Origin of the sequence: Propionispira arboris (assembly GCF_900109225.1) — a bacterium.
Taxonomy (GTDB): Bacteria; Bacillota; Negativicutes; order Selenomonadales; family Selenomonadaceae; genus Propionispira; species Propionispira arboris.
This window is the reverse complement of the sequence record NZ_FNZK01000014.1, coordinates 94,231-120,348: the sequence shown is the minus strand read 5'-3', so window position 1 is coordinate 120,348 and position 26,118 is coordinate 94,231. Positions and strand designations below refer to the sequence as shown.

The following is a 26,118-nucleotide window of genomic DNA, read 5'->3' as shown; positions in this document are numbered from 1 at the left end:
AAACTTATGTCATCCTCTCTCTACAAACGATAATGTCAGCTACAAATAACTTTCAAATTAATACTATAAGTATCCATTAGATATGCGGCTGTCCCACTCAAAATACGAAGCATATCATCTGTAAGTGCATGAGAATCAACACCTGGTTGAACTATAAAGATCTCAACTTGAACATGCAGAATTCGCATTTTATTTTTTATTTCGCGAAGTTTTCGTAGATTACCTATTTCAAATCGTGTTCCACCCGACTGTGAACGAAAAGCTTCTCGCCGAATAAGACGCTCAATAATAGCCGATAATTCTTGGCACCACTTAATGGATTTTTCCGCTTGTCCACATACTTCATAGAGATCAGCAACTCGAGCGCCTGGATGATCTCCATGTGCATATTTACAGTGGTAAAATTGGATTTTTATCTTATCGGTTTCTTCTATGATACTTACAATATCTGCAATCTCACCAGCACCATCATCATCAAAAAGTACACAATATTTATTAGACGATATAAGATTTTGCATCACACGATATTGAATACTCTGTTTATCTCGTTCTATTCCCTGAGATTCCTTATGAATATCCACACCTGACCAGTCCCATGCTAAGATACGCTCCATATTAAATGCTGGCGGCATTGAACTCACCTTAACGAGCAGATTCCCCTCTAACATTGATTGGTCAACAAACTTAATCCTGGGTGGGTATTCATTAAAAAACTCTGCAAGTTTATATTCACGCTTGCGATATTTAATTATCAGGCCGCATGTCTTTATAGTTTTGAACTCGTATCTTCTATTTGATATATGAAGTTCATATTCTTCGGACACCATACTGTTACCTATAGAAAATTGTATTGAACCAGTCTCACTGTGAGCAGTAAGTTTTATATCCAACTCATAAATTGAATAATTATTAAATCCATGAGAAATAAAGATGCTGTTGTCAATTATTAAATCCAAATCGATAGGCCATTCTATGCCATAAGGAACCGATAAAGGCCGTTCATAAATAATCTCTGGCACCAACGCACCCTCAAATATTTGTGATGTATTGATTTCGTCATTTTGCAAACGAGAAGCAATATCATTACACCAATCCATCCAATAATCTATACTTTCTACCCATTTAGACCAAATGCGTCCTTTATATGAACATCCAATGCTTACTTTCCCATTCCCACTATATCCTGCACCAAACAAATTCGATTTGAATGAGGTTTCTTTTTGCGATTCTGCAATTCCATTACCAATATCAATCCCCGCAAACATTCGAAAACGAATTGGTCCATCAATTGCAGATTTCAAACCAATAGTTCCCAACATTAAACGTTTAATTCCATACAAACAGCGAAATACTTTTTCACCACTTATTCTTTCAGACTGATTAAAGAGTGCATTAGCTATCCTATCAGAAATGTTTTTATTCGTACTATTAATAAAAAATGCCTCTATTTCAGGTTTCCAATAAATCAAATGCAAATGCCAATTAGTATCATTGATCCCTTTAAACGAAGTCCAATCAATATTGGAATCCAATTTTTCTATGATTACAATAATGCCATTAGTATTATTGAAAGTGAAAAAACATTTATCTGGATCAAATACATTATATATCGCAGCAGTATTCCATTTCTTTTCTGCGGTACTATAAGCTATCATGCTAATCTTAGGTTGTAATTGTTGTATGGTCATGCCATGCAATGAGGCAGTATCAAATCCTTGGGCAAGTTCTTGGAGAGACAATTCTTTATTAATTTCTCGACTTGCCAACACATGAAGCAGTATGTTCCAATCAGAATCTTGAGCATAGAGTTCTTGTAATGATCCATTTAAATCATCATTAGCTATATTCGTAATAACTGTTGCTGTACCAAGACCTTTATTTGATCTTGCAAAACGTCCAATGAATTGCAGCGTAATAGGAAGTGATTTATATTTATCATGCACAGCAGCAATTTTTAAACTTGGAATGTCAATTCCCTCTCCAAACATATCCACGCAGACAACAATTCTTGAAGTTCCTTCTCTCAATGCTTTTAGTGCGATATTTCTATCTGCCATAGAAATATCGCTATGTACCAATACAGGATTATACTCCGCAAAATGTGCATAGTATATGGAGTGATACAATCGATCTGCAGAACGCTTATCTTTTGCACGTACAAGAATAATATGATTATATCCTGCTTTTAAATCATTTTTCAATTGAGCAACGGCAGCTTCAGCAATAGAAAGATCTCCTTTTTCTTCATCAAATTCAAGAATCGGGAGAAAATTAATTTGTTGAAAATAGCCTTGTTCTTGCGCCATAGATAGAGGAAAATTATATATTATTTTCCCATCAATTTTTTTCCCATCATTTCGAAATGGCGTTGCTGTAAATTGTAAACATTTTAGTTTTTTTAATTTATATTTCACCGTTGTCCATGTATTAGCAGCGATATGATGAGCTTCATCCACAATTAATGTGTCACAATGTTCAACAAATATTGCTAAATAATCATCAGAAAATTTTTTCAACAATGACATAGTTGTTACAATAACATTAGATTTAGTAATAATATTTTCCAAATCAGAAATTTTCTTTGGTGTTTTGATCAGAGCAGTAACTGTTGGCTTTAGCGCACTAGGATTAATTGCACCAATATCTTGTAAGATACCAAACGTCAAAAACTTTTTAGCTGTTTGCTTCCTCAATAAATTGCTTGGCACAATAATTAGCGTGCGATTTATCATTTCCGATACAATTGTAGCAATCATTGTCTCTGTCTTGCCTGTTCCTGTAGGCATGACAATAGTGGCAGGCTCATTTGATACAATCCAATGAGCTTTTATCGAAAATATTGCCCCTAATTGTGCAGGACGAAGGCCGGTAGAGTCATCGCCTTGAGCATTAAATGAAAATACATTTCGCCAAGATTCAACTATTTCATCTACCGGAAGAAGTTCTGTAGCGGATTCATCTTGTATCTGAAAAATGTGATTATTTCCTACAGTCATCTTTACTTCTCTCATTTCTGTGCCCCTTTAATGATTGTCCATATATCAAAATCCTTAGTTAAAGAATCCACTTTTATTTTTTCTAAGTCCGTTGATACTTTTCTAAATGCAAAATTTGAAACTATAATAATTTATAAAACCGTTAATATACTTTATATACAATTTTCTCCTTATAATTCAAATTTCCTGCAATTTTTTTACAGATGAAGTGCTCTTTGCTCATCTACTACCCGATTCTGTTATCTAAATATATTCATTATAATCATCCTCCCATTATTACTTAATGAATCTTTATTTGTGGCGATACTGGCAATGTCACTTTAATTCCTCATCATACTCAAATTCCGTTTGAATGTACTTTCATTATCACTAAAGGAACGCTGAATTTAAAATACTTTTAATAAATCCATTAAGTAAGTAATTTTAAAATTCACTTTCTCGATCCATTTGAAAAGTGCCGATGTTTTTAAAATTTATTTCTACTTTATCAAATGCATCATAAACTAATTTGCATTTTTATTGGTAGCCCTGCAAAAGAATGAACGGCAAATGCTCTTTCTTATTCCGAGTCAAATATTTTTGTATATAATTAAGAATATGAAATTATGCACTCTAATTATCATCATTATTTTCATCATCAAGATAGGAGTAGAGACATTTCAAATGCTTCACATCATGTCGCTTGCTGATGGTGATGGGCGACACATTAATCTTCGCGAGGGCTTCCATAACATCATCAATTTTTCTATAGTTCAATGCTTTTTGTGCGAGCAACAACGACTTTTTCTCTGGTATTAGTTCCATCAATCGTAGCATTCGCCGTCTAAGTGTCATGTCTTGTACTTCCTTTTGAATAATTTTTGTAGCCGTATCTTTTTTATAAAAATCACCCAAAGGGACTACACGCACAAAAGTAGCTAAAAATATATCCTGACTATTTTTTACTAACACCGCTATTTGCTTGGACGTATCAATTTTATCGGTGTATGCCCGAATTGATTTCGCTTCGGTCAACCGAACTTCAGCCCTTAAAATACCTTCGGAATTCTCGATTATGGATTTCAGCTTTTTACGATTGGTTTCAACTTCTTTAATTCGATTAGCGAGTACCTCTTTTAAATCATAAATTAGAAAATTAACGCCGTTGCTATTTCCATCCAAACAAAAACTGGCACTTTCATTAAGGCACTCATTATTTGATGGCGAGAACCCTTTTACCTTGCCAATTCTTTGTAGAACTTTTACGTATGCGGATACTTTCTCTTGACTGCTAACATCAATGTCTGCCATAAGAATCATTCTTTTCAAATTAAAGTCATTAAGATTGTACTTTAACCCGAAATAATCATGAACACAGCGCTCCAGCTTATGGATTAACTTGCTCGAAGTAAACTCGCCACCATCTCGCATAACACTTGGGTTTATAGTAATTTGAACTTTCTTTTTATATTGCTTGCCTTGGTAAGTCACCACTATTCCTTTAGATGACCCCGTCCGGTCAACATATTTATTATCATCCAAATATTCTAGTCGATTACAAGTCCTGGTTAATAATTTATGGAATCTTTCATTGTCCAACACCATAGAAAGTTCAATAACATAATTTAGATACATATGTTAATTCCTCCGATTGTAATTATTTTTTACACTATTGTTATAAATGGTTTTCTTTTTAATGAAGCGCGCTGCGACAATGCCACCGACTGGCGTTCCCAGTGATTTTTAATGGTCAATTTATTCGTCGCATTAAGGTAAAACCATGATTTCACACCAACACTTAGTTAATTGAAGAATAAAATCAAAAACGGCACAATCAAATGACTGCACCGTTATAGTAGACTCACATTAATCTTTTTCATAATCAAAGTCACAAATCATTTTGGCTTGGCACAGAGGAAAATTTGAAAACAATTTCACCTTACATTTATTTCGGAGAAGCCGTGCTCGACCCACGGCTTGTTCCAATTCACTTTCAATCATCCAAAAATTAATCGCTCTCATATTTTCATCTTTAAAAGTCGTAAACCAAAATCGATAGCCGTTATGCGTTACAAATTGTGCTGTCATTTCCTCCTTTTCATCAAAATCAATTCCCATTGTGAAAGCTACTAGTTTGTACAAAAATTCTGCATGATATGGTGTTCCTACAACAAGAATATCTTCCCCTTCCAAGGCATTACTGCCTTCGGTGTTTCCAAAATGTAAATACCCTATATTTTGTTTCATGAAAGTTATAACTTTATCTTCGTCAATAGCAAAGCGTTTCATTAATCGCTGCATAATACCGACATTATTTGCTACACAAGTTCGACTCATAGATTTACGGGGATATTGATACAACTCACCTTTATATTCAGCTCTCTTACAGTCGTAAAAGCTTACATTATCCTTGCCAAAAAAGTTACGACATATATCTTCATTGACAGTAGCTGAAACCATAATATATTTTACATTTTTAAACGTTACAGGCTTTAGGAATGCGACAGTATCTTCTTTTAGTTTTTCTTCCTTTGATGCCTTGCGTAAATAAAATCGCTCTGCTAAACAAAATGATGGTATATCAAAAAGTATTGACTTATCATTGTCCCCATCATCAACGTCATCTAATTCAAAGCTGTCAACTTCAATACATGATTGTATTTTAGCGTGCTTCAATAGCTCAGTTATCTTATTGAATAGCCGATTATCCGTGGTCTTCTCTAACAGCTCTTTTAAGTTTGAAACTGTTATCTCACCCTGATTGGATATGACACTTTTAAAAATAATATCCTCATCAATAATGATGGCATCGTATTCTCTAAGTCGTTTTTCATCCATATTTAGCAAGTAACGATGAGTGGTGATAATACTTCCGTCAAACGTCTTTAATTCTTCACGCGCTTTCAGATATTCCCTCAAACAGGGAATGTCTTTCTTTTTTAATATTTCATTGATATAAGGGTGTACCGAACAATGCAGTCCACTACTATACATCCGTTGGATGCGATTCCATATTTTACTGGGTATTTCATTTTTTATCTGTTCCAGAGACGGAGTTTTACTGACTGCTATATTCATCCTGACCGCTTTATTGTAGATTTCATCTTTTAGGAGATTCGTTGGTGCAGCAATTAAAAATCTATCCGTTGGATTTTCTGACATCAACTTCAGATAGCTAGTTGTTTTCCCCACTGCGGTCATTGCCTTTACAATTTGAAATTGTTTATTATTAGCACAATAAGCTTTGCTGATAGCATTATAAGTATCTTTTTGGACTTCTTCTAAAGGGTGAAATATCTCGCTATAGCCGGGTGTTTTCTCTATCATTCCTCGTTTAGGACAAACTGTAGACAGAATGCTGGTGCCATGATTACATTTGCTCTGATAAGGACAAAAATCATTGCAATTTTGAGAACGATAATCATGTTGCTTCATATATGGAATATGGCGTCCTTCCCAAATTTCCTTATTATCAGAATAAAAAGCGGGGTTTTTCGATAGAATAGAAACAAACCGTTGGGAACCTGTTTCTACCTGAAGGAGATTTGTTAAAATTCCATATAATTCTTTATGATGCAATCTTCTTTTACCAGATTCAAACTCTTTAAACAACTCACACTTCTGATTTATATCCTTTATATCAGCTGATCTATATGATTTATGATTTATTGAAGATCTGCTGTTATTATTTTTACCGACAGAAGAGTCATTGGTGCTAAAATTTATACGATAATATTTTTCTGGGAAATTCTCGCCAACAGCTTTTATACTTGATAAGTTTTTACTATATATAATAGAACTTGGCGAGTTTTTCCCTTTTTCATCTAATATAGTTGCACAAGGATATTCTGTCGGATTACCCATTACCATAACATCCAACAAACCATTCTTGTTTAATGCAATACCTGTAGTCTTGGAGAAGTTAGTTATTTTCCCCTTGTAGTGGTTTGCTTTATATTTATCTTTCAAATAATAGCATAAATTTCTAAAAACTGATTCTACGTTGATCTCAGGTGTTTTTTTATCATAGTAAAGTATTTGCTTACCACCATAATACATTTTTGATACATCCTTGTAACAACTTGTATCAGCTTCAGGAAACATAGTACCGATAGCCAGTTGTGTAGCTTCTGCAACTTTTCTGTCAGTAATAGAAACATCGTTCAAGAACACTACTCGGAACTTGTTGTGATTTTTACTAGATAATGTATCATAGGCAAATAGAATTGGTAGTTCGTAATCCTCGGCACGAGATTTGATTTCCTTGAATGAAATACAATTATTCGAGTCTTTATTATCAAAATCCAAAGCAATTAGTTGTTGCTGTTCAAAATTCTCCTTACTACGTTTACCATCTTTAAAAGTAGCAGGACAGAAAGTATGCCCTAAAGAACCAACACGATAGACGAAGTTCTCAATATTTGACAGCGTTAATTTCATCGTAGAATAGCCAATTCTTTTGCTTATAATTGCGGCTACCTCTCCTGTAGGTTTTGCCTCCTGATATTTTCTGTCCCAGCAGACTCTTGCGCTATTAAATTTATACATAATTTCAACTCCTCAGGAAATTTTTTTATTTCCTTGTAAGAGTTAATTACAAAAAATATTGTAAAAAAATAGAGGACGGTTTTGAGCCGCCCTCCATTTTACACGTTTGTTTTCTGAGGGATTTTATGCTTATTTTAGGAATGTAGACTCCCACTATGTTAACACTGGGATTACTGTAGATTTCACTTGTAAAATATAAATTTTTTTACAGATAATTTATCTATTTGATTTTCCTTACCTTCCGATAGAACGTAGAAGGTTTCATGTTTAATCTTCGCATAGCTTCAACCGCCGTCATGTTGCCGGATTTCCATATAGCCACAACCTTATCAAATTCCGGGTGACAAATAGGCTTACGCCCCTTATATTTTCCTAGATCTTTGGCAATAGCGATTCCTTCCTGCTGTCGTTGTAAAATATATTCACGTTCCAGTTCTGCTACGGCTCCGAATATCGTCAGCATAAATCTCCCAGTCGGTGTTGTTGTATCTATGGCTTCTTTCTTAGAAATAAATTCAACCTGTTTGGTAGTCAACTGGGCAATGAGGTCAAGCAGATCTCGTGTATTACGGGCAAAGCGGCTGATGGATTCGACAATAACAGTATCACCCTGACGGACATAGGTAAGCATACGTTTCAACTCTGGTCTATCGGTATTTTTACCGCTGGCCTTATCAATAAAGATTTCATCAACGCCAAGCTCTTTTAATAGAATTTCTTGGCGAATCGTATTTTGTTCTGCTGTGCTTACACGAATATATCCTATCTTCATACAAATTCCTCCATTAAAAATAAGCCATTAGACTACAGTCTAATGGCACATTGAAAAAGTGTCCCAATAGAGCTGTTTTGGGATTTTTGGCATGTGCCATTACTAAAGACAGCCCTATTGGTAAAACGATTAAAAATCACTGCTAATTCCACCCCTTTATAATCCGCAAAATAAATATTGCTCCTAATTTAATCTTCTCGTATCTTTTACTTCTACGATAATATATTATGAGGTATAAATGGAAATACTTGTTAGTGGGGGATGTTATTTTGAAATTCATCATATTTCGTGGAAAAAAGCTTCCTATGGGGTTAGCCAGAAAACTTTTAACAATTTCCAATTATGTTGTACCACTGAATAAATTTTACAGAGACCTTTATTTGGCACTGGCAACCCAGGATAAAAAATAGAAGGGACTAACCCATCTATTTTTTTGATAGTAGTATCTCGATCTGCCAATTACATCTTGCCCTCCTCCTTGAGGCTAATATAGCCACCACCAATAGCACCTACAATCACATGGTCAAGAACTTCAATGTCAATAAGTTTGCCGCACTCAACTAATTTCTTCGTAAGCAAAATATCTTCATCACTTGGCAACGGATCTGAACTTGGATGGTTGTGAACGAAAATGCAAGCAGCACATGATCTTCGAATCAACCCCTTAAACACTTCACGTGGATGAACGATGGTGGCATTTAATGAACCAATCGAAATATTTTCTTTGAAAATGAGGTGATTCTTGGTTGATAGGCCAATCACATCAAAATGCTCAACTTGCAAAAACTCCATATCAGCTCGTACTAAATTAAATACGTCTTGAGGACTTTTAATAAAAATGCGCTTATTTTTATCCGGCGTATATACCTTACGAACAAATTCCAGTATCGCGCTAAGCTGCTTCGCTTTTACTACGCCAATCCCTTTAATGCTGCTGATTTCTTTTTCATTAGCGTTCATTAATTCGCTAACATTTGGATAATTCTCAAGCAGAGCATCTACAACATAGCCATTAGAACTTTCACGCAAACACCCCGCTAATAATGATCTCATTTCTTCCGTGTTCATGCACTCCTCCCAAAATAAATTACCATCCCTGAATTACAACAAGGCTGGCTTCTTCTAATACTCTTCGGCTAACATCATGGTCGAATGTTCGCCATCATCAACAACAAAAATTTTTGCATTTTCTACAGGATTCCATATGAACGCAACTACTATTTCGTTATAATACACAGGCTCTTCTTGCCTGTGTATTATTTTTTGCTTCCCCTTCTGATTGGATAGACTAAAAATTTGCAAATAGTCTACTTCGATATCTGTGCTAGCTCTAAAGTTATCAATCATACTCCATAGCGCAAGTTGGAGTTCCTCTGGAATTGCACTTGAAATTCCGCACGTAATATATCTTTTGTTGGTAAACATGATGTTTTCTCCTGTCTTAAGAAGTATGCAACCGGAAGTAGTATCTCCCTGCTGCAATATTTTACTTTTCAAGTTAAAACGGACACATATTTTTTGATATAAATAGGCTAGGCTCATTCAATTACCCAGCTTCCTGATTTAATTCATTGGTATTAACTACCTCCATAAATTGCTGACCAAAAGTTCTAGCTTTCACAGTTTCTTCTGGACTGAGGATGTTGATCGCCTCAAAGTTATACAGCGAATAAGGCTGCCCTGTTTTATTGGTTGTTTTCTCTAACGTTATCTTCGTAACCACCCCACAGAGCGGCATCATTTTTCCGATTAACCTTGTCATGTAACGCTGGAATATCACCTTACTTGATACCGGAACCCGAATAATGATCGGCATAATGTTATCTGGTCGGAGAAGAAAAATCGTCACGGATTCCTTACAAGCCTTTGCATTGGACTCACCATCTTTTGAGCCAAAATCATTGAACGGGCAACGGTTGCAAGGTTTCCCCTCATGCGATATCAAACTATCCGGGCTGTAGCATACCGGAGGCGTCCCCTCAACCGGGTCAGGTGTATCCCAATAAGCACGAGGGGTCGCATAATCAAGCACAATTCCTGTCAATTCTTTATATATTTCGTCTCCAGCTAGCCCCGGCACCGTAAATGACGTTGCCCCTCCAGACGGGGATTTAATAATATCAAAGAGTTGGTATGACAATGGTTGATTCTTCAGATTTTCCCTGATAATATCCAGTGCATTATTTGTCAACGCAATATAGTCAGAATTGACCGGAACTACTGCTGTTTTATTAGGCATAGTTAAAATCTTCCTTTCTTCCTTAGGTTCTTGCATGGCCTGTAATTTCCCACCTAATCGATCTTTTAGTTTTGTTGTATTCATATAATTCGTCCTTTCACATAGCTGCTTTTACCGAGAATCGACGATACGATGTTTTATTTGCATATTTTTTATAAAGAGTTGGATGTTCAACTTTCAATGTCTTTCCATCCAAGCGTTCCTGAGATACGCTTTTCCAAGTGACAACCCAATCATCAGCCATACCAATTTCATTATCGCCTAACATTTGCTTTAAGATATTCTCCGCTTCTTGCTTCTGTTCAGCATATTGATTGACATTGTCGCAGGCGACTTCATATTGCCGGATGAGTTCAATCGCGGTATTTGGTAATTCAATCTTTAACTTAGATACGCTATTAGGGAAACGTTCACTAAGAAATTTAGCCGCTGCTTCTGAACCATCCATCGGCGGAGGAACAACCTCTTGAACCTGTTTCCAAAAAGCGGATTCTAGTTGAATCAACATCGAAATCAATGCCTCATCACGCTCAATGAATTTCCATCGAAAGGTATTTCCGCCAATTAAAACAGCAATATAAGTTCCCATGTATCCAGTAACAGCCATATAGTGTTGAACTTGCAACATGTATTCATCCGGTATAGCATCGTCCCATTCTCCGGCTTTGTAAGCGGAAGCTGTTTTTGCCTCAAATACACATTTCCCATGCGTCGGATGGGTACATTCGCCATCCAAATTTGCCAACATGAACGGATGTTCTTCACTTTGCAGAAGCTGATTTGCTGGGTTAACTTCAATCCCTGTCCTCTTGCTAAATTCAGCCCTAACTAAGGCTTCAAGCTGCGTTCCCCAATAAGCGGCTTCTCCAGCTTCCTGATAAGGGATCTGATTGGTTTTGTCCATCCAGAGTTCTATCGGTGATCTATAACGATTGATTCCGCAAACCACAGAAGCATCGGAACCGCCAATCCCTTTTTTGCGCCAGTCAAGCCACTCGTCATAGGGCATATTCTCCGTTGACGCTAAAATAACTGCCATTTAGTACACCTCTCTTTACATAATAAAATAAGGATATGCAGTAAATTATTCACCACATACCCTGTACTTAATCTGAGTCTATCGATGGGATTATGCAACTGCTTGGATAAGTTCATAGGCTTTATCAATCAACGGATTGCCTTCTACCGTTTTAGCAAATACATTTTCCCTGTAACTGGCAGTTTCCCGAAGCGGCTGGCTATGCGTAGCAAAATCTGATACTGCACAGATAAACCGATAAGCGTTCTTGCCAACACAGCCCTTGAGATCCGGTGCATCGAAATAGCGTAACTTCATATCCTCCCGAATCCTACTGATATTTTTCTTATGGATGTCAGTAGGATTATCATTCATTGGCAGTAGCATGTCAATGTACTCCATCACCTTAGCATCTGTCAGTTTAATTTTAGATAGTCGTGAGAATTCTGCCCCGAGTTTTCCCATATACTTTTCTGCTAATAAAAGCGTATTATGCGCATCATCCATCTTGTGAGCTAAATCACCTACATGAACCGTTGACCAAATACGTTTAGCCGAGGACAGGGCTATGTTGAGTGTATTCTGGCAAACTACCCGCACTGGAGTCATCGCTACCTTAATAGCACCGTTGCCGTCATGAGAACTGCTAAATACAAGATACGGTTCAATTTGTTCCCCTTCAATGATGTACTTATCCGGCAGTTTGGCAAGCAGCCAAATCTTACGACCGCCTTGCAAAGCACCTGCCGTTTCATAACGTACCCCTTCACCTAATAAGGAATCTGTAAAGGCAAAGGCTTCTGCGTTCTGGACAACCTTATAGCGGTCAGTGACCACACCGAGAACTTTTTCATCAATATCACGGATATTTGCTTTGTAACCGGGAATAGGTGTATAGTTACTGGTCATGATCGGACGTTGAATGACATTCCAATTGAGACCCGATTGTTCAATTGCTTCGTTTGAGTTTAAAGCAGATTCGACACGAACTCCCAGGCCGTGCCAAGGGGCTACCCTCGTGTAAAACATAGTTTCTACATTTGCTGACATTAAAAACATCTCCTTTTATATCGCTTTATCATTTAATTGATATGAAGAACTTGATTTTTCTTACACGAAAACATAAACAGAGGGCTTCCACACGGAAAGCCCTCTGTTTATACGATTATGAATTTTTTTCCCTATTCTCTTGCGATTTCTCCTGTTCAATAATAGCTTTTGCTACAGCAATTATAACAGAACCTGCTAACAACACCATATCTATTATCTTCTTCAACAATAAAACGCCCCCTCTAATATATTCTAAATTCATAATATATAGGCGAAGCTTAAGGTTATTCGATTATTTTATTATGATTTCAATCTTCCATCTTTATACATTTCAATATTTGCAATATCTTCATTTGAAAACGACGTTATTTGTATTAAAGATGTAAGGTAAAATAAATAAAAGGAGGGCGCTTCCCCCCCTTGCTAAAATTAACAAATTAGTCTATTCCTGAAAATTCATAGTCAGTTACTCTGGCGTTATTCACGCTCGCCTTGAAACTCCATGTATTTCCACCTTTTAAACTCATAAGGCTATCACTATTTACTTGCAATAAAATCATCTCCCATAATATAAATAAAGTGACGATGGAACACCACCGTCACTCTGTTCCCTATATTTAGATTCTGTCATAAAATGAATCTTTAAAATCGCCTTTTTCACCATAGAAACGCATATTATACGCCAAGTAAAAAGCTATTTCACCTGCTGGCATGGCAACGCCTGTTTCTGCATAGGTTCCACTCGGGTTAAGGTATCGCCAATCCAAATCGGAGTTTGGATCTTCCATGGGAACATACATATTTCGTTGATCATATCTATACATAAAATGATATGTTTTTACATTTGATATTTTCGTCTTGCCACGATCGGCATCAGGTACGCTTACAACGTTAACAGCAATGATATAAACCGGCGGTTTATATTCTTCCACAACCAAAGAACTACGGTCAACATAATACGCTCCCCCCATATGTCCATCGCACAAGATGTAATTTGCATCTCCATTAAGATGGCCCGGATAGGCAAAAGCCACGGAAGCCACCATCATCATGACAATCCCCATAATGGCAACTGCAATTTTCCTCATAAATAGTCTCCAGCAGTTAAAGGCCGTTCTGCCACTTGGCCTGATTGTTCCTAGTGTTCTACCCAAACAGCTACATGCCTGCCATTCGGGGAAGCTTTACAAATTCCATTCATAACCTCTGGTAACTCATTTGGCTTCTTGTCATTTCTCGTTGAACATATTTTCACCATATCTCTTTTTTCACACCACTTGCATTCAGGTACCCAGCGAATACTCATAACGAACACCCTTTCCATAATTTATGATAATCTTCAACTTTTTCAATTTACTATAAGAACGATAAATCTCGATAGAAGACATTTTAAATACTATATAAAAGAGTAACCTTAGCCAACGAATTGACCAAGGTTACTTTTTCTATTGGTATAGATATACGCTAACTAGCTGGTATTTTAGAATTTGTAGCTAATCCCAAAACCCAAGCCCTTGCTTGTCATATCAACATCGCCCATGCCATTGTTGAATGCCATTTTATTAACCTTGAGACTACCATAATCCACATTCAATTCAAGGTTAGGAGCAACTTCCTGTGATACACCGACTTTCCAATTTGTCATTCCTGATGCAACACCAACTTTTGCATATGCGGTTGTTTTATCACCAAGTTTGGTGCTGCCGATAACGCCGAATTGTAACTTGTTTTTGGTATCACTTTCAGAATTACCAATTGTGGAATCAAAGCTACCTTTTACTGAAGTGATGCCAGTGTATACAGACAGATTTTTATCCACCTTATAAAGCACATTGAATTCTTGCATTTTAAGGGTTGCTGCCGCACTGAATTCCCCACCACCATTGGTGAAATCAGTATCTTTGGATTTGCCATTGAAATTGTTGTACTGCAATGCAAAGTTGTTTCCTAAGCCGGTAGTGATCCCAAATTCCATATTACCTTTTTTATTAAAATCACCAGCAGTGGAATCACCTTCTGCTTTGACATCGGATTGTCTCCAAGTAAGATCTACCTGAGTTTTTCCTGCTGAATAATCATCCAGCGGTGCAGCAAACCCGACGCTAGTTGTTAGCATAGTAACTGCTGCCATTGCAAGTATAGTTGTTTTTTTCATTATTCTTTTGCCCCTTTTCACATATTATATTTGTTATTTTATCGCCTGCGCGAATAACAACGCCAATTTATTTGGTATCACCGTTAACCTTCTCACTAAACCGCTTCTGTCAATAATAAGAACCGTGTTTTTTAGTCAACCTCGTTTTCTTTCTTACGCTTATTTAATATGCCCTCTATTACTTTGGCTGAATATCCCCCAGCCCTTGCAATTTTAGCACGCTCACGCCTATCTGCTACAGGCTTCGCAAGGTCTGCAATAAATTCCGGGCTATATAAGCGCATAGGGCAATCTATCTTATCGCCGCGAAAATGCTTGAACAATTTTAGCATCGCATCTTTACCGATAAGCTCAAATAATTCTAGGTAGCTATCGTTAAGTGCATCAGATTCGTTACCTTCAACACCAAAGGCATCATACACAAGATCATCGTTGATATTATCAAAGTTAATATTAATCACCAGATTGCCTTCCTTTCATACAGATTATTAAAATTATAACAAAGACAAAATCCTCAATTCAAATCGCAAACAGGATTTTTTAATGATCCCAAAAACGCTCCTTTTTCGGAACTAAAATAAGGTTCCATTTATTTCTCTTAAAATGGAACCTTTAGGAAATCTTCTCACAAAAGATTATTAGCGATATCGTTTACACATGCAATCGTTCTAACAGGACCATTTTCTTCCCCCTTCATATAAAATGAATCCCCATGCCAGTTGAGGCACGGGGATTCTTATGGTGTCAGATAAATAATATATCATTTCGGATACAGCTCATTTGATAGACCAGGTTGAGGCAAACGATTAAATCTCTGAAATTCGCTTATTAAACTATTTTTATAAAGAAATAAACAAGCCCCCCCTTCGGTAAAGCATTTCAGTACTAGTAAAACTCTTAACCCCTTGCTCCCATTTACAGATGGCCGATCATAGAAGTTATTGGTTTAGGTATTGGGATATCAATATGATTTAATTTTGCTATTGCGGACAAATTTAAAGCAGGTAGTATGACATCTTATGAGTTGCCAGTTTATTTACGAATTTGCATAATATTGATGTAATGAGTCACTGATATTGACTTTCAAAGACTGGCCTCTTTCCTTTTTTCAAATCTGGCCCTTTTACGAAAGATAGTTTACATGCTTTAATATAACTATCACGTGCACGGATAATAAAAATTGGGGGTTATAAGTTATGGATAACAATAAATTGTTCTTGAAAGTAGGCATATTTTTGTTTGATGGTGTTGAGCCAACCGATTTCATTGGACCTTATGATGTATTTACTGCTGTAGATTCCGGACATCCTGAAAAGCAAACCACGCTATATCAGACACCACATGCCATGTATGACGTTTTTACTGTCAGCGAGACTAAAAAAGATATACATGTTAGCGCGGGGGGATTAGTGTTTAAGGCTGAATATGATTTTAGCGATTGCCCCGCGATTGATATATTAGTTGTTCCTGGCGGTCGAATAACAGAGGCGCTTTTATCTAATCCAAATGTAATTGATTGGCTACAAAATCAGAGCAAAAATGCAGAGATTACCTTCTCTGTGTGTAGCGGAGCTTTATTACTTGCAAAGGCAGGATTACTTAAAGAGTCATCGGCTACAACACATCATCTTGCTTTTGATGCTTTATTGGCTATTGATCCTACAATAACGCTGAAAAAAGATGAGCGATTTATTGATAGCGGTCGGATTATCACGGCAGCTGGCGTTACGGCTGGGTACGATGCAGCAATGCATATTGCCTATAAAACAGCTGGGCGGGATGCTTTTTTTAAAGCTGGTGAAATATTGGAATATGGTGAGGCTTGGAAAAGCGTACAAAGGCGGTTGTCTGGACTACCTGTGCATCGAACAATTACTGATAAATGTATCAAATGTGGTAAATGTATGAAGGTTTGTCCATTTGGTGCGGTTGTAGAAGGCGAAAACCAATTCATGATTCAGCCTGAACGTTGTGTCGGTATAGGTCCGTGTGCCAAACTATGTCCAGTAGCGGCGATTGAATCATTATTCTAGATAGAGATTAGCTATGCTCCTGAAACCCAAGCTTATATAAATAGTTTGTAATTCCAGGGAGAACAGTAAATCCTGTTCTCCCTGGAATTGTTTACTCAGTACAGGTCGTAACTTGATAGTGAAAATAGTGTAAACCACTTCGTAGTATAGCTTCCTTCTATCAATAGGTGAGGAGGAAAACATTGGCTGAATCAGCACACATTTAACACTTAATTAAAGCAATAATTAGTGTGCGGTATTATAGAATGACCTGTTATACTAAAATGATGAAACGAAAATTTAGCTTGAAAGATACTGAGAAAGAAGCTCTTTTCTATATCCGCCCTTCCATCCCCTGCGAAGACAAGTTCTTCGCACAACGTGTTCGCAAATGGGTTCTACATCCAGAATATGATCCAGAACTAACGGCAGATATCGAAGCCGGAAAATATCCCGATTTAGCGATACTGTTTAAAGACAGTTTAATTTAAGGAGGAACAATACCGTGAAAAAAGAAATCAATGTCTTCGATTACACAAAAGAAATCATGCAGGCTGTACAAGAAGGTGTCCTAGTCACAACAAAAGCCAATAACCGAGTGAATTCCATGACAATATCCTGGGGCATGTTCGGGATTGAATGGCGCAAGCCAGTCTTCATCACTTTTGTTCGTGAGGGACGGTTCACTAGACAACAGTTAGATGTAAATGGAGAATTCACAGTCAATATCCCCTATGGTGACTATGACAAGAAAATCCTTGGTTTCTGCGGAACCAAAAGTGGTTATAAAACCGATAAAATCAAGGAATTGGGCCTAACGCTAGAATCTCCCTTCGCAATCACGGTTCCAGGTATCAAAGAACTTCCACTAACACTAGAATGCAAGGTGGTATATAAGCAAAAGCAAGATTTAAAAGCTATGACACCCGAGAATCAAGCTAACTGCTATCCGCAAGATGTTGATGGTTCATTCCATGGTTCCAACAGAGACGTCTCTATCGCATACTATGGAGAAATTGTACGTGCATACATCATCGAATAAAGGCTCATAAAATAATTTTAATAAGGGAGCTGGTCTCATGTTTACCAAACGTAGAGTATTGATTGTCTTAACCGCATTGGTACTGGTCATTGCAGCTGCAGCCAACGCATTTGCATCTACCTATGTTGGAAACGCGCACACAAAAAAATTCCATTCTGCGAGCAGAACCATGTCCAGCAAAGCATGAGCCATGCAGGCTGTCCTTATGACAATGCACCAATGGAACGTTTCTACAATACGCTGAAAAATGAGTATTTCAATCTGCGAAAATTCAAAGATATCGAGTCACTTGATCATGGAATATACCAGTTCATATATGGTAAATACAACCGCATTCATATAATGGTGGTTTGACTCCTTACGCTGCCCGGATGGCGGCATAAAAGTTTATCACCAAGTGTTACAAATTTGCTTGACTACTACAGAACTACTTGTTTGTGTTTGAAAGATGTTCTTGCATTGGCTTTTATACTGATTTAAGAAAACCAGTGCAACATATGACTTACCTTATCATACTTTTTTAGTGTATCTTCTTCCTAAGAGTAGTGAAGCCGCACGCCATTTTTCATTACTATTTATGTCGCTGACAGTAGTGGCAGGATGGAGGTTTTTATGAAATTACAAGATAATTCGGGATTAGTTGCGGCTGTGGGCGCCTATGTTATATGGGGCGTTTTGCCTGTTTATTGGAAACTGCTAAGGGACGTTTCAGCACCAGATATTTTAGCGTACCGCATTCTTTGGTCTTTAGTTTTCATGATTTGTTTGATTTTTTTACTTCGTCGTCATCGGGAGTTTATCGAAGAAGTGAAAGCCATTGTATCTTCGCCTAAGAAAATATTTGTCGTGATTTGCGGGGCCCTATTAATTAGTTTGAATTGGCTTGTTTATATTTGGGCTGTCAATGAAGGCCACATGATTGAAACAAGCCTTGGCTATTATATCAACCCGCTTGTAAATGTTTTATTAGGTGTAGGGGTATTGAACGAGCGGTTGAATGGTTGGCAGAATCTTGCTGTTTTGTTAGCCGGAGCTGCTGTCGGTTACTTAACTTGGAATTTTGGTTCTGTTCCCTGGGCATCTTTAGCGCTGGCTGGCAGTTTTTCTTTATATGGATTATGTAAAAAAATGGTGATGGTGCGCCCAATTACGGGGATCACTCTAGAGACGATGCTGATAACTCCAATCGCTTGTGCCTATTTATTGTATTTAGAAACAACATGTGAGCATTCGTTTTCTTTTTCGTTTACGCCAACATCATTCTTTTTAATTGGTACAGGCATTATAACGCCAATCCCTTTATTATTGTTTGCCCAGGGCGCCAATAAATTGCCTTTTAGCATTTTAGGGGTGATCCAATATGTAACACCCACTTTAACATTGTTGCTTGGTATCTTTCTTTATCAGGAGACATTTACGTCGGTTCATTTTATTTCCTTTTCCTGCATTTGGCTCGCTCTGTTAATTTTCTCCTTAGCAAAGACTTCCTTTTTTGCTGTCTTAGGTAAATCATTGGCAAAGATTTTTGTTCGTTAAAGGACGTGCTATTAAGGGGTAAAGAAACGTAAGGTGAAAAGGATCTCAGAAGAGTTGATTTCTCGTTGGGAGATAAACTAAATCAACTCACTTAAGCCAAATTTGGCGCAATAAACGAATGGCCGGATCGATATCCTCATCTTTTATGCCCCCATAACCCAAGAGAACACGCCCCATTTTACTGGGCGAAGATTCTACCCAGATATTGTTGCTAGAAAGATATATGCCAGCCTTAAGTGCCTTGTCAATCAAAATTGCTGAAGATATCGGTTGGTTTAAATCTAGTAGAACATGAATACCGGCATTTTCTCCAGACACTGTAATAGTTTCGCCGAAGTGCTTTTGTAGTGCACGTAATAAAATATCTCTTTTTTTCTTAAACTGGCGAAGTATTTTTCGCAAATGACCTTCAAAAAGATTTTCCTGTAAGAAGAGCTCTAGCGGTTTTTGAATGATGAATGGTACTGAACAAGAAAAATTTTTGTTTTTTTGCTGTAAGGACAATGCTACGTTTTTCGGCAATACCATATAAGCAATTCTTAATGAGGGAGAAAGGATTTTGGAAAAGCTGCCAATGTAAATCACTTTATCTGGTGCTAGTCCTTGTAAAGCCGGTGCTGGTTTTACATCATAGCGAAGATGACAGTTATAGTCATCTTCAATAATCAGAGCATTCCGTTCATAGGCCCAATCAATAAGCTGTAATCTTCGGGCTATCGACATAGTTCGTCCCGTTGGAAACTGATGTGAGGGTGTCACATATACAGCATTAGCAGTGGTGTTCCGTAAGGCTTTAACATTGAGACCGTGATAATTTACCGGAACTAGTGGGACATGAAAACCGCGGTTGGTAAAAGCTGAGTGAGCATCGGAGAAACCGGGGTCCTCCATGGCTACGGTGTCTATTTCATTTTTGATAAGCTGACAAATAAGCCTAAGGCATTGAATAGTTCCTGAAGTAATCAATATTTGATCGGGTGTACATTGGACATCTCTATATTCATGCAAATATTTTGTCAGTTCTCGTCGTAATCCAGGTTCACCTCTCAAGTCGCCGTAGTTCATAAATTGTTCCTTGTATTGTTTCAAACAGAAATTAGTTAATCGTTGCCATTGTGCAAATGGAAATGCCTGCTGGCTCAGATTGCCATACCGAAAATCGTATAATATTCTGTCCAATTGCAATTCGGCAGTAGTATCTGGAGCAACTTCTGTAGAAACAGAATATTTAGTATTGGGAATTGTTTCTACGTAGTATCCGCTACGGCTTTTGCCAACAATATAACCTTCAGATAAAAGTTGCTGGTAAGCGGTATCCACTGTATTTCTGCTAACATGAAGTTCAGTCGCAAGGTGTCGGCATGAAGGCAGTTTAGCCTGCTCACTGAGTTCACCGCTTAGAATTTTATCACGTATCTGCTGGTATAGTTGCTGGTATAGTGGCTTTTTACTACTTGAAACTAATAAGTACATTTTAATCTCCTTTAGAAATTGCTAATTAAAATTGCTGTGCGGTTATCGCACAAAGTTTCAGGTTTAGCTTTCTCTGTACCATAAAGAGTGTCAGAGCCAATTTTTATGGTTTAGTTATATATCCGATAAGATTTTTTATTATTAAATGGAGAGATAGAATCTATGTTACAGCCACTGCCAATGAATACATGTCTTTATGGAATCTTTGGGCTGTCAAGATACTTGAAAAGCTATTCACCCTAACCGGCTTATTTTACCATCAAAATTATTTTTCCACAAACGAAGCATAAAAAGGAAAGATAAAATGCTTTAACAACTTATAATGTTTTCAATATATTCACCATTCTTATACACTCATTGACTATTTTACAGCAGGGGTAGTATCTGTTCAACAAGCTCAATATCTGCATGTTCAGGGATATACCGCAGACAAGCTTCAAAATCTCTACGGCGTATGTTCGTTAAATCCCTTACCTTGCGCCATGTCAAAGTGACACCACTATCTCTTACATGACGTGCAGCCCAAGCTACTTCTCTAGCCCAATATTGCTCCTGTGATTCCTCATGCCGCTGTATCTCAGCAAGGCATTTTGGTAGATACAAAGATATTTTCTTACTGGAAAGATGTAAGATTTTCTCAACAGTAAAAGTAGTAATCTTTTTAGGTCTGGTTGTTCCATCGCCCTGCAGCTGGCTGATAGCTTCTTTTACAAGTGGTAGTGTATTCTCATCAATCTGATTCCAGTTTTGAGGCTTCGCGCCGCTTTTGAGTGACGCTTTAGTTGGCTTATGATAAGTTCCATACTTCCGTTCACCGATGGTCTTAACAATTACATATGGAGCACTGAGAATTTTTGCAATTGCAGTATACTTCAGACCCTGTTCATGAAGTCTGTAAACCGCTTCATCAAAAAGCTGTTGTTGTGTTTTTTCTGGCAGTTCCATATGTACCATTTCATCAGTGGTAATACCAAGAAACATAGCCATGAGACAGATTTCATAGAAGTTCACTCTATTATTCGTCAGCACCTTCTGTGTCTGCCATAATTCCGTAAACCAGTTTTGGGACAAGTTCCTATAATACTCTGTAAAATCTGCATGAAAGAGTGCAATATTACGCTGCTCTCCACGTACAGACCGATATTGGGTATTGGCCATTCTAGAATGAAGAAAATCACCAACCGTAGCACATGAATCGATGTCAACATCAGCCTGAAAAACCTCTGCCATATAAACAGCTACGCGGATTTCAATTTCATTATCTGTAGATACGCAGTATTCCGATTGTGGTATCATTTCCTCGGCTGTCTTGAAAGATGGCGTAGCTTTCCCACTGATCATCAAACTGCTATCCATCAAGTAACACCGATGAACTGGGCAAACATGAATTCCTATTATCTGGTGTATCCGATGCCAATATGCTTCTCCATATTGTTCTCTATCATGAGCTGCACAAGCCGGACAGTAGCGTAAACAATGAACTTTGCCATTCTTGCTTTGAGGTATCGGCAAGAGATTATAGTAATTCCCCAACATAGATACCAATGATTGAAATGCTTTTTGTCTGCGTTCTTTCGGCAAAAATCGCCCATAGCAAGGGAACATAGTATGCTTTTCAATGACTGCTTCCATGGATATATCTCTTGTTATAGCCTGTACTGCGGCAGGAGTATAACTATTGATAAACTCCATATCTGGACGTACAGTCTTTGATACAAACAGTTCTTCAGCCGCAAAGCTGTAAGCCATATATCCTGATTTCGTATAGTACCGTGCTAGCTGACTATAAAGTAGCTCATCTGGATATGCAGCAGGGAAATAAGCTATCATACCGCTACCTCCACTACAGGCATATTGGACTTTAAAAGCTGCACAATATCTATACTTTCATTCTTAGCTTGGACAACAAAATCAGCAATACGAATACGATCATCTGAAATTTTATTCTGAGTAACCATAGCAGTAGAGATCGGCGTTTTTTTCTTGATTTTAGAGGTCTGTTTGCCATGTGAAATAGACGGCTGAATATAGCCATGAAGCAGAGATAGCCGCTGTTCATAAGCTTCGTTCAAAGACTCCAGATTCAAAATTTCTTTGCCATTCAAAATTGCGATTTCCTGTGCATCATGAATCAAAGCTACCACAACCGATGTAATTCCGGCGCTATGCTCATAAAGCCATGCAAGGATTCCATCCGTAATTTCTGTTTTTTGCTTCACATACTGATATTTGAACATGACCTTGCAGAAATCTTGAAAATATTTGTCATTGCTCATAGTCGTATACTGCAATCCCACGGAACGTCGTGCAAGTTGCATCGCCGATTCAAAGAACCTACTACTTTCAGGAGTGCCAACCATACAGATACTAATTCCACTGTTATTGATAAGCTGCGTCAAAGCCCCAATCAAGCTTTTGCCGTTTTTACTGTTGGCTACATTCTGAATCTCGTCCACTACCAACATACCAATATGATTAAGAGCAACCTGACTTACAGAACCAATGAGCATATCGGTTGTAGCTCTTGCTCTTAGAGCATTCTGATAATATTTGCTGTCTAAAACTTCATCAACTTTACGCAGAACTTCCAATAGCAACCCCTTTACTGAGGAATCGAACGGGCATTGCACAATCACACTCGGAACGACATGCGTATAGGGATTATCAACTTCAATTACTCGATTCTCTGTAATCAGGTTAATGGATCTGCTGATAGCAGAACTCTTACCGATACCAGATGTTCCAATAATCGTAAAGCTGTCAGAGCCGCCCATGATGCCGCTATATTCCTGCTGTATGATAGCTCTATAGTTTTGATTCTGCTGCTGTATTGCCAACTTCGTTCCCTTCTTCTGCATAGATCGCAAAAGAGCCAAATACAATTTGCTATAGATTTCCAGCGACATTTGTGATGGAATATACACCCTGTATAAATCCGATAACGCCATAAGCCTGACGGGAGCATCCGCATTACAGCTTGCCGGATTATATTTAGGCAATACTTCCAATGCTGTTATCAAATCAGTTCCCGACTTCATACGAGGCAGAACATTGATGATGTCTGAAAAATTTGTCATGGTTTGGCTCCTTTCATATAGTCTCTATGGTGTTTACTCTGCTCCCGTTTCCGGGTGTCACGAATGTTTTTAATGCTTACATCAATACTGCCTCCAACGTTGTCAGTGATAGTCTCAATGTGCCGCGCAAGACCAACCTGTGCCTGTAGATTATCCGGCTTGGCTCCTCTTGCAATGGCTCTCTGGGCTGTTTGTAAACTCTGTACAGCAGTCAAATCTTTACCCTCAAATCTGGATTCAATAATGGTAAATTTAGTATATATTCCATTTTCCAATAGCCATACAGAAGTAACGTCCTCTGGGTTATAGGCAACCATGACTTCACCACCATTGAGATATTGCTCTGTATACCCGTCACAATGATAACGCATTTTGTTCACTTTCAAACCAAACCTGCTAAATTTACCTATGACTCTTGGCAATAGCGTAAGTATAAGCTCTTTAGCACCTACTTCAATCAAATTAGCTCCCATTTGAGATCTACCCCAGTTCCAAATACAGCTTGCATGGGGCTTTACATTCTCGACAATCATGGATTCGGTATAAGGAAATTTTTCAATTATTCGTTGGGCATTATAATAGATAATACAATGAAGGATAATTTTCTCAAAATCCACCATGGTCAAACAAGCATCTTTCCTGTAATCATGTACTCCCCTTTCCTGATAATCAAGCTCAATCACCCCCTTGCCTTTCAGGTGCTTTTTATAGGTTGACTGAACCACATCAAAGAATTTTTCCACCATGCCTTTCAATTCAGGTCTATATGAGGGGAGATTAATTACTTTAACGCCCAGCTCTGCAATTTGCTCAAAATTTTCAGATTTGTATTCACTCCCCATATCCGTGACCAACGTAGCAGGAAGTTTATTACAAGACCAATCCTCTGCATTTATAGAAATACCACACTGTTTGCACCAAGCGACTTTATCCGCAATAATGTTCAACATCAATCCCCTAAGGCTATACACGCCACCCGCCCATGATAAGACATACCCGCAACATAAACCGCTGTAAGCGTCAATACAGGTCGTTAAAATGGGTCTGCCCACAAGATTGCCAGCATCATTGATAAGGTAAATATCGCATACAGTAGCGTCCAGCATACCAACGCCAATGGCAGGAGCAAACGATTGACCATCGCCAATAAGAGGTCTATTATTCCTCTGGTAATTCTTTAATCCATCTCGAGAAATATAAAAGTTCTGTATCTTCTTTGTTTTACGGTAAAAGTAACGGAATTGATAAAAAGATGGATATATATCTCCCAAAATGCTCATACAATCACAATATTTCTCTTTCAACATCATGGTATAAGCAGTCATAAGAGATTGCTTTTTCGTGGTATAAAAGAATTTATTCAAAGCCCATCGCATGTTTTTTTCATCTTGTGTGAGCTTTCCATCATCATCTAAGCGCTGCCTTGGAACAAGGGCTGTTATATTTATATAGACCAAATACAAGCACAAATAATTTCTGATGGTCTGTTTGGATATGTTGTGTTCTATAGCTGTAGAACCAATAAGTTTAGAACGCATTCTTTCATCCGCTATAAAAGGAAGCATTGGGGCAATCAACGTATAGCGGTCATACATTGCTTTTCTCTGATCAGCATTCAGATTTTCAATATCAGTGACGGTAAAATTTGTAGCATGGTTCATTACTTCATCAGTACAGCCAGAAAAGGAATCCAAAACCGAAGATTCTCCCCATATGGGCATTGTTCTTTTGATACAGTCGATCATGAGGATTTTATTAGGCTGTATCTCTAAAACCCTGATAATGTTGTTACCCTCCTTCAACAAATCATGTTTCTTCATCAATGACTAGCCCCTAATCTGTTACCCCATGCTTTAACCAGTATTCTCTTGAAGCATCCAGTAACTTGACTGTAAGCGGCTTCATCAGAAACTTACGAAATACGCATTCACGCACCATCAAATCATTGTCAGACTTAACGCAGACAAAATCCGATGTATAGTGGCCAATGTCCCGCCCATCAAGCGAGACATTGCACCTGATTTCTTTTACTTCATCACTTGCTTGCAGAATATCCGCATAAGCGTACTGGATCGCATCGTATGTCCTGCATACCTCATTGCACTTGGCAATGACACGTTTTTCACAACGACCTTTAAAATTTTTCTTCCTCACCTTTGCAAAACCTCCATATGAGGAACGCTCTGCTGCTTGACTCCATTTTCCCAAAAGCACTTCCCAA

23 protein-coding genes and 1 pseudogene are annotated in these 26,118 nt (G+C 37.8%); 6 read left to right on the top strand and 18 right to left on the bottom strand.

What is annotated here, in order from left to right:
* Positions 1–35: 35 nt before the first annotated feature.
* From BMY14_RS13805 to BMY14_RS13790, 4 genes are all read right to left on the bottom strand, one after another.
* Positions 36–3,011, bottom strand: a complete 2,976-nt coding sequence (locus tag BMY14_RS13805; protein ID WP_091832942.1) for a DEAD/DEAH box helicase — start codon at positions 3,009–3,011, stop codon at positions 36–38.
* A 597-nt stretch (positions 3,012–3,608) separates the two neighbouring features.
* A complete protein-coding gene (locus tag BMY14_RS13800) occupies positions 3,609–4,517 on the bottom strand; it encodes a hypothetical protein (RefSeq protein ID WP_177177603.1) in 909 nt (302 codons plus the stop codon).
* Positions 4,518–4,841: 324 nt separating this feature from the next.
* The gene (locus BMY14_RS13795) at positions 4,842–7,523 is read right to left on the bottom strand and encodes a DEAD/DEAH box helicase family protein (RefSeq protein ID WP_091832935.1); all 2,682 of its coding nucleotides are present in this window, start codon (positions 7,521–7,523) and stop codon (positions 4,842–4,844) included.
* A gap of 220 nt (positions 7,524–7,743) precedes the next feature.
* Positions 7,744–8,295: a recombinase family protein gene (locus BMY14_RS13790; protein WP_091832932.1), complete on the bottom strand. Its 552-nt coding sequence runs from the start codon at positions 8,293–8,295 to the stop codon at positions 7,744–7,746.
* Positions 8,296–8,564: 269 nt separating this feature from the next.
* On the opposite strand from BMY14_RS13790, the gene BMY14_RS20625 reads away from it, so the two are divergent.
* On the top strand, positions 8,565–8,705 hold the full coding sequence (locus BMY14_RS20625) for a hypothetical protein (RefSeq protein WP_177177602.1): 141 nt from the start codon (positions 8,565–8,567) through the stop codon (positions 8,703–8,705).
* 49 nt (positions 8,706–8,754) lie between these two features.
* Here BMY14_RS20625 and radC read toward each other — a convergent pair whose 3' ends face one another.
* The 9 genes from radC to BMY14_RS13750 form a co-directional block, all read right to left on the bottom strand.
* Positions 8,755–9,363 carry a RadC family protein gene (gene radC, locus BMY14_RS13785; RefSeq protein WP_091832927.1) on the bottom strand — a complete coding sequence of 203 codons (609 nt, stop codon included), beginning with the start codon at positions 9,361–9,363 and terminating at the stop codon, positions 8,755–8,757.
* A gap of 54 nt (positions 9,364–9,417) precedes the next feature.
* Entirely contained in the window at positions 9,418–9,837 is a 420-nt protein-coding gene (locus BMY14_RS13780; protein WP_091832924.1) for a DUF960 domain-containing protein, read from the bottom strand.
* Positions 9,838–9,841: 4 nt separating this feature from the next.
* Positions 9,842–10,570, bottom strand: a complete 729-nt coding sequence (locus BMY14_RS13775; protein WP_177177601.1) for a hypothetical protein — start codon at positions 10,568–10,570, stop codon at positions 9,842–9,844.
* A 61-nt stretch (positions 10,571–10,631) separates the two neighbouring features.
* Complete coding sequence (locus tag BMY14_RS13770) at positions 10,632–11,573, bottom strand: YqaJ viral recombinase family nuclease (protein ID WP_091832919.1); 942 nt, start codon at positions 11,571–11,573, stop codon at positions 10,632–10,634.
* A gap of 90 nt (positions 11,574–11,663) precedes the next feature.
* Positions 11,664–12,602, bottom strand: a complete 939-nt coding sequence (locus BMY14_RS13765) for a DUF932 domain-containing protein (protein ID WP_091832916.1) — start codon at positions 12,600–12,602, stop codon at positions 11,664–11,666.
* Positions 12,603–13,219: 617 nt separating this feature from the next.
* Complete coding sequence (locus BMY14_RS13760) at positions 13,220–13,690, bottom strand: hypothetical protein (protein ID WP_091832913.1); 471 nt, start codon at positions 13,688–13,690, stop codon at positions 13,220–13,222.
* Positions 13,691–13,740: 50 nt separating this feature from the next.
* Positions 13,741–13,908 (bottom strand): hypothetical protein, encoded by a 168-nt coding sequence (locus BMY14_RS20620; protein WP_177177600.1) that lies wholly within the window; start codon positions 13,906–13,908, stop codon positions 13,741–13,743.
* A gap of 174 nt (positions 13,909–14,082) precedes the next feature.
* Entirely contained in the window at positions 14,083–14,757 is a 675-nt protein-coding gene (locus tag BMY14_RS13755; protein WP_091832910.1) for a hypothetical protein, read from the bottom strand.
* A gap of 131 nt (positions 14,758–14,888) precedes the next feature.
* Positions 14,889–15,218, bottom strand: a complete 330-nt coding sequence (locus BMY14_RS13750; protein ID WP_091832907.1) for a hypothetical protein — start codon at positions 15,216–15,218, stop codon at positions 14,889–14,891.
* Positions 15,219–15,953: 735 nt separating this feature from the next.
* Here BMY14_RS13750 and BMY14_RS13745 point away from each other — a divergent pair.
* The 5 genes and pseudogenes from BMY14_RS13745 (at position 15,954) to rarD (ending at position 19,347) form a co-directional block, all read left to right on the top strand.
* Positions 15,954–16,790 (top strand): DJ-1/PfpI family protein, encoded by an 837-nt coding sequence (locus BMY14_RS13745; protein ID WP_091832904.1) that lies wholly within the window; start codon positions 15,954–15,956, stop codon positions 16,788–16,790.
* A 263-nt stretch (positions 16,791–17,053) separates the two neighbouring features.
* Positions 17,054–17,260: a hypothetical protein gene (locus BMY14_RS13740; RefSeq protein ID WP_143063179.1), complete on the top strand. Its 207-nt coding sequence runs from the start codon at positions 17,054–17,056 to the stop codon at positions 17,258–17,260.
* 14 nt (positions 17,261–17,274) lie between these two features.
* Positions 17,275–17,811, top strand: a complete 537-nt coding sequence (locus tag BMY14_RS13735) for a flavin reductase family protein (protein ID WP_091832900.1) — start codon at positions 17,275–17,277, stop codon at positions 17,809–17,811.
* A gap of 174 nt (positions 17,812–17,985) precedes the next feature.
* Positions 17,986–18,165: pseudogene (locus tag BMY14_RS21200) on the top strand (integrase core domain-containing protein); the annotation flags it as partial.
* 258 nt (positions 18,166–18,423) lie between these two features.
* The gene (rarD, locus tag BMY14_RS13725; protein ID WP_091832894.1) at positions 18,424–19,347 is read left to right on the top strand and encodes an EamA family transporter RarD; all 924 of its coding nucleotides are present in this window, start codon (positions 18,424–18,426) and stop codon (positions 19,345–19,347) included.
* Between the two features lie 87 nt (positions 19,348–19,434).
* Here the strand turns inward: rarD and pdxR are convergent, their stop codons facing one another.
* From pdxR to BMY14_RS13700, 5 genes are all read right to left on the bottom strand, one after another.
* The gene (gene pdxR, locus BMY14_RS13720; protein ID WP_091832891.1) at positions 19,435–20,820 is read right to left on the bottom strand and encodes a MocR-like pyridoxine biosynthesis transcription factor PdxR; all 1,386 of its coding nucleotides are present in this window, start codon (positions 20,818–20,820) and stop codon (positions 19,435–19,437) included.
* Between the two features lie 366 nt (positions 20,821–21,186).
* Positions 21,187–22,650, bottom strand: a complete 1,464-nt coding sequence (locus BMY14_RS13715; protein WP_091832888.1) for a TniQ family protein — start codon at positions 22,648–22,650, stop codon at positions 21,187–21,189.
* On the bottom strand, positions 22,647–23,897 hold the full coding sequence (locus BMY14_RS13710; RefSeq protein ID WP_091832885.1) for an AAA family ATPase: 1,251 nt from the start codon (positions 23,895–23,897) through the stop codon (positions 22,647–22,649). Before BMY14_RS13710 ends, BMY14_RS13715 begins: the two co-directional genes overlap by 4 nt.
* Positions 23,894–25,717, bottom strand: coding sequence for a Mu transposase C-terminal domain-containing protein (locus tag BMY14_RS13705; RefSeq protein WP_091832882.1), 1,824 nt, complete (start codon positions 25,715–25,717; stop codon positions 23,894–23,896). Before BMY14_RS13705 ends, BMY14_RS13710 begins: the two co-directional genes overlap by 4 nt.
* A 13-nt stretch (positions 25,718–25,730) precedes the next feature.
* Complete coding sequence (locus tag BMY14_RS13700) at positions 25,731–26,105, bottom strand: hypothetical protein (RefSeq protein ID WP_245741420.1); 375 nt, start codon at positions 26,103–26,105, stop codon at positions 25,731–25,733.
* Between the last annotated feature and the right edge of the window lie 13 nt (positions 26,106–26,118).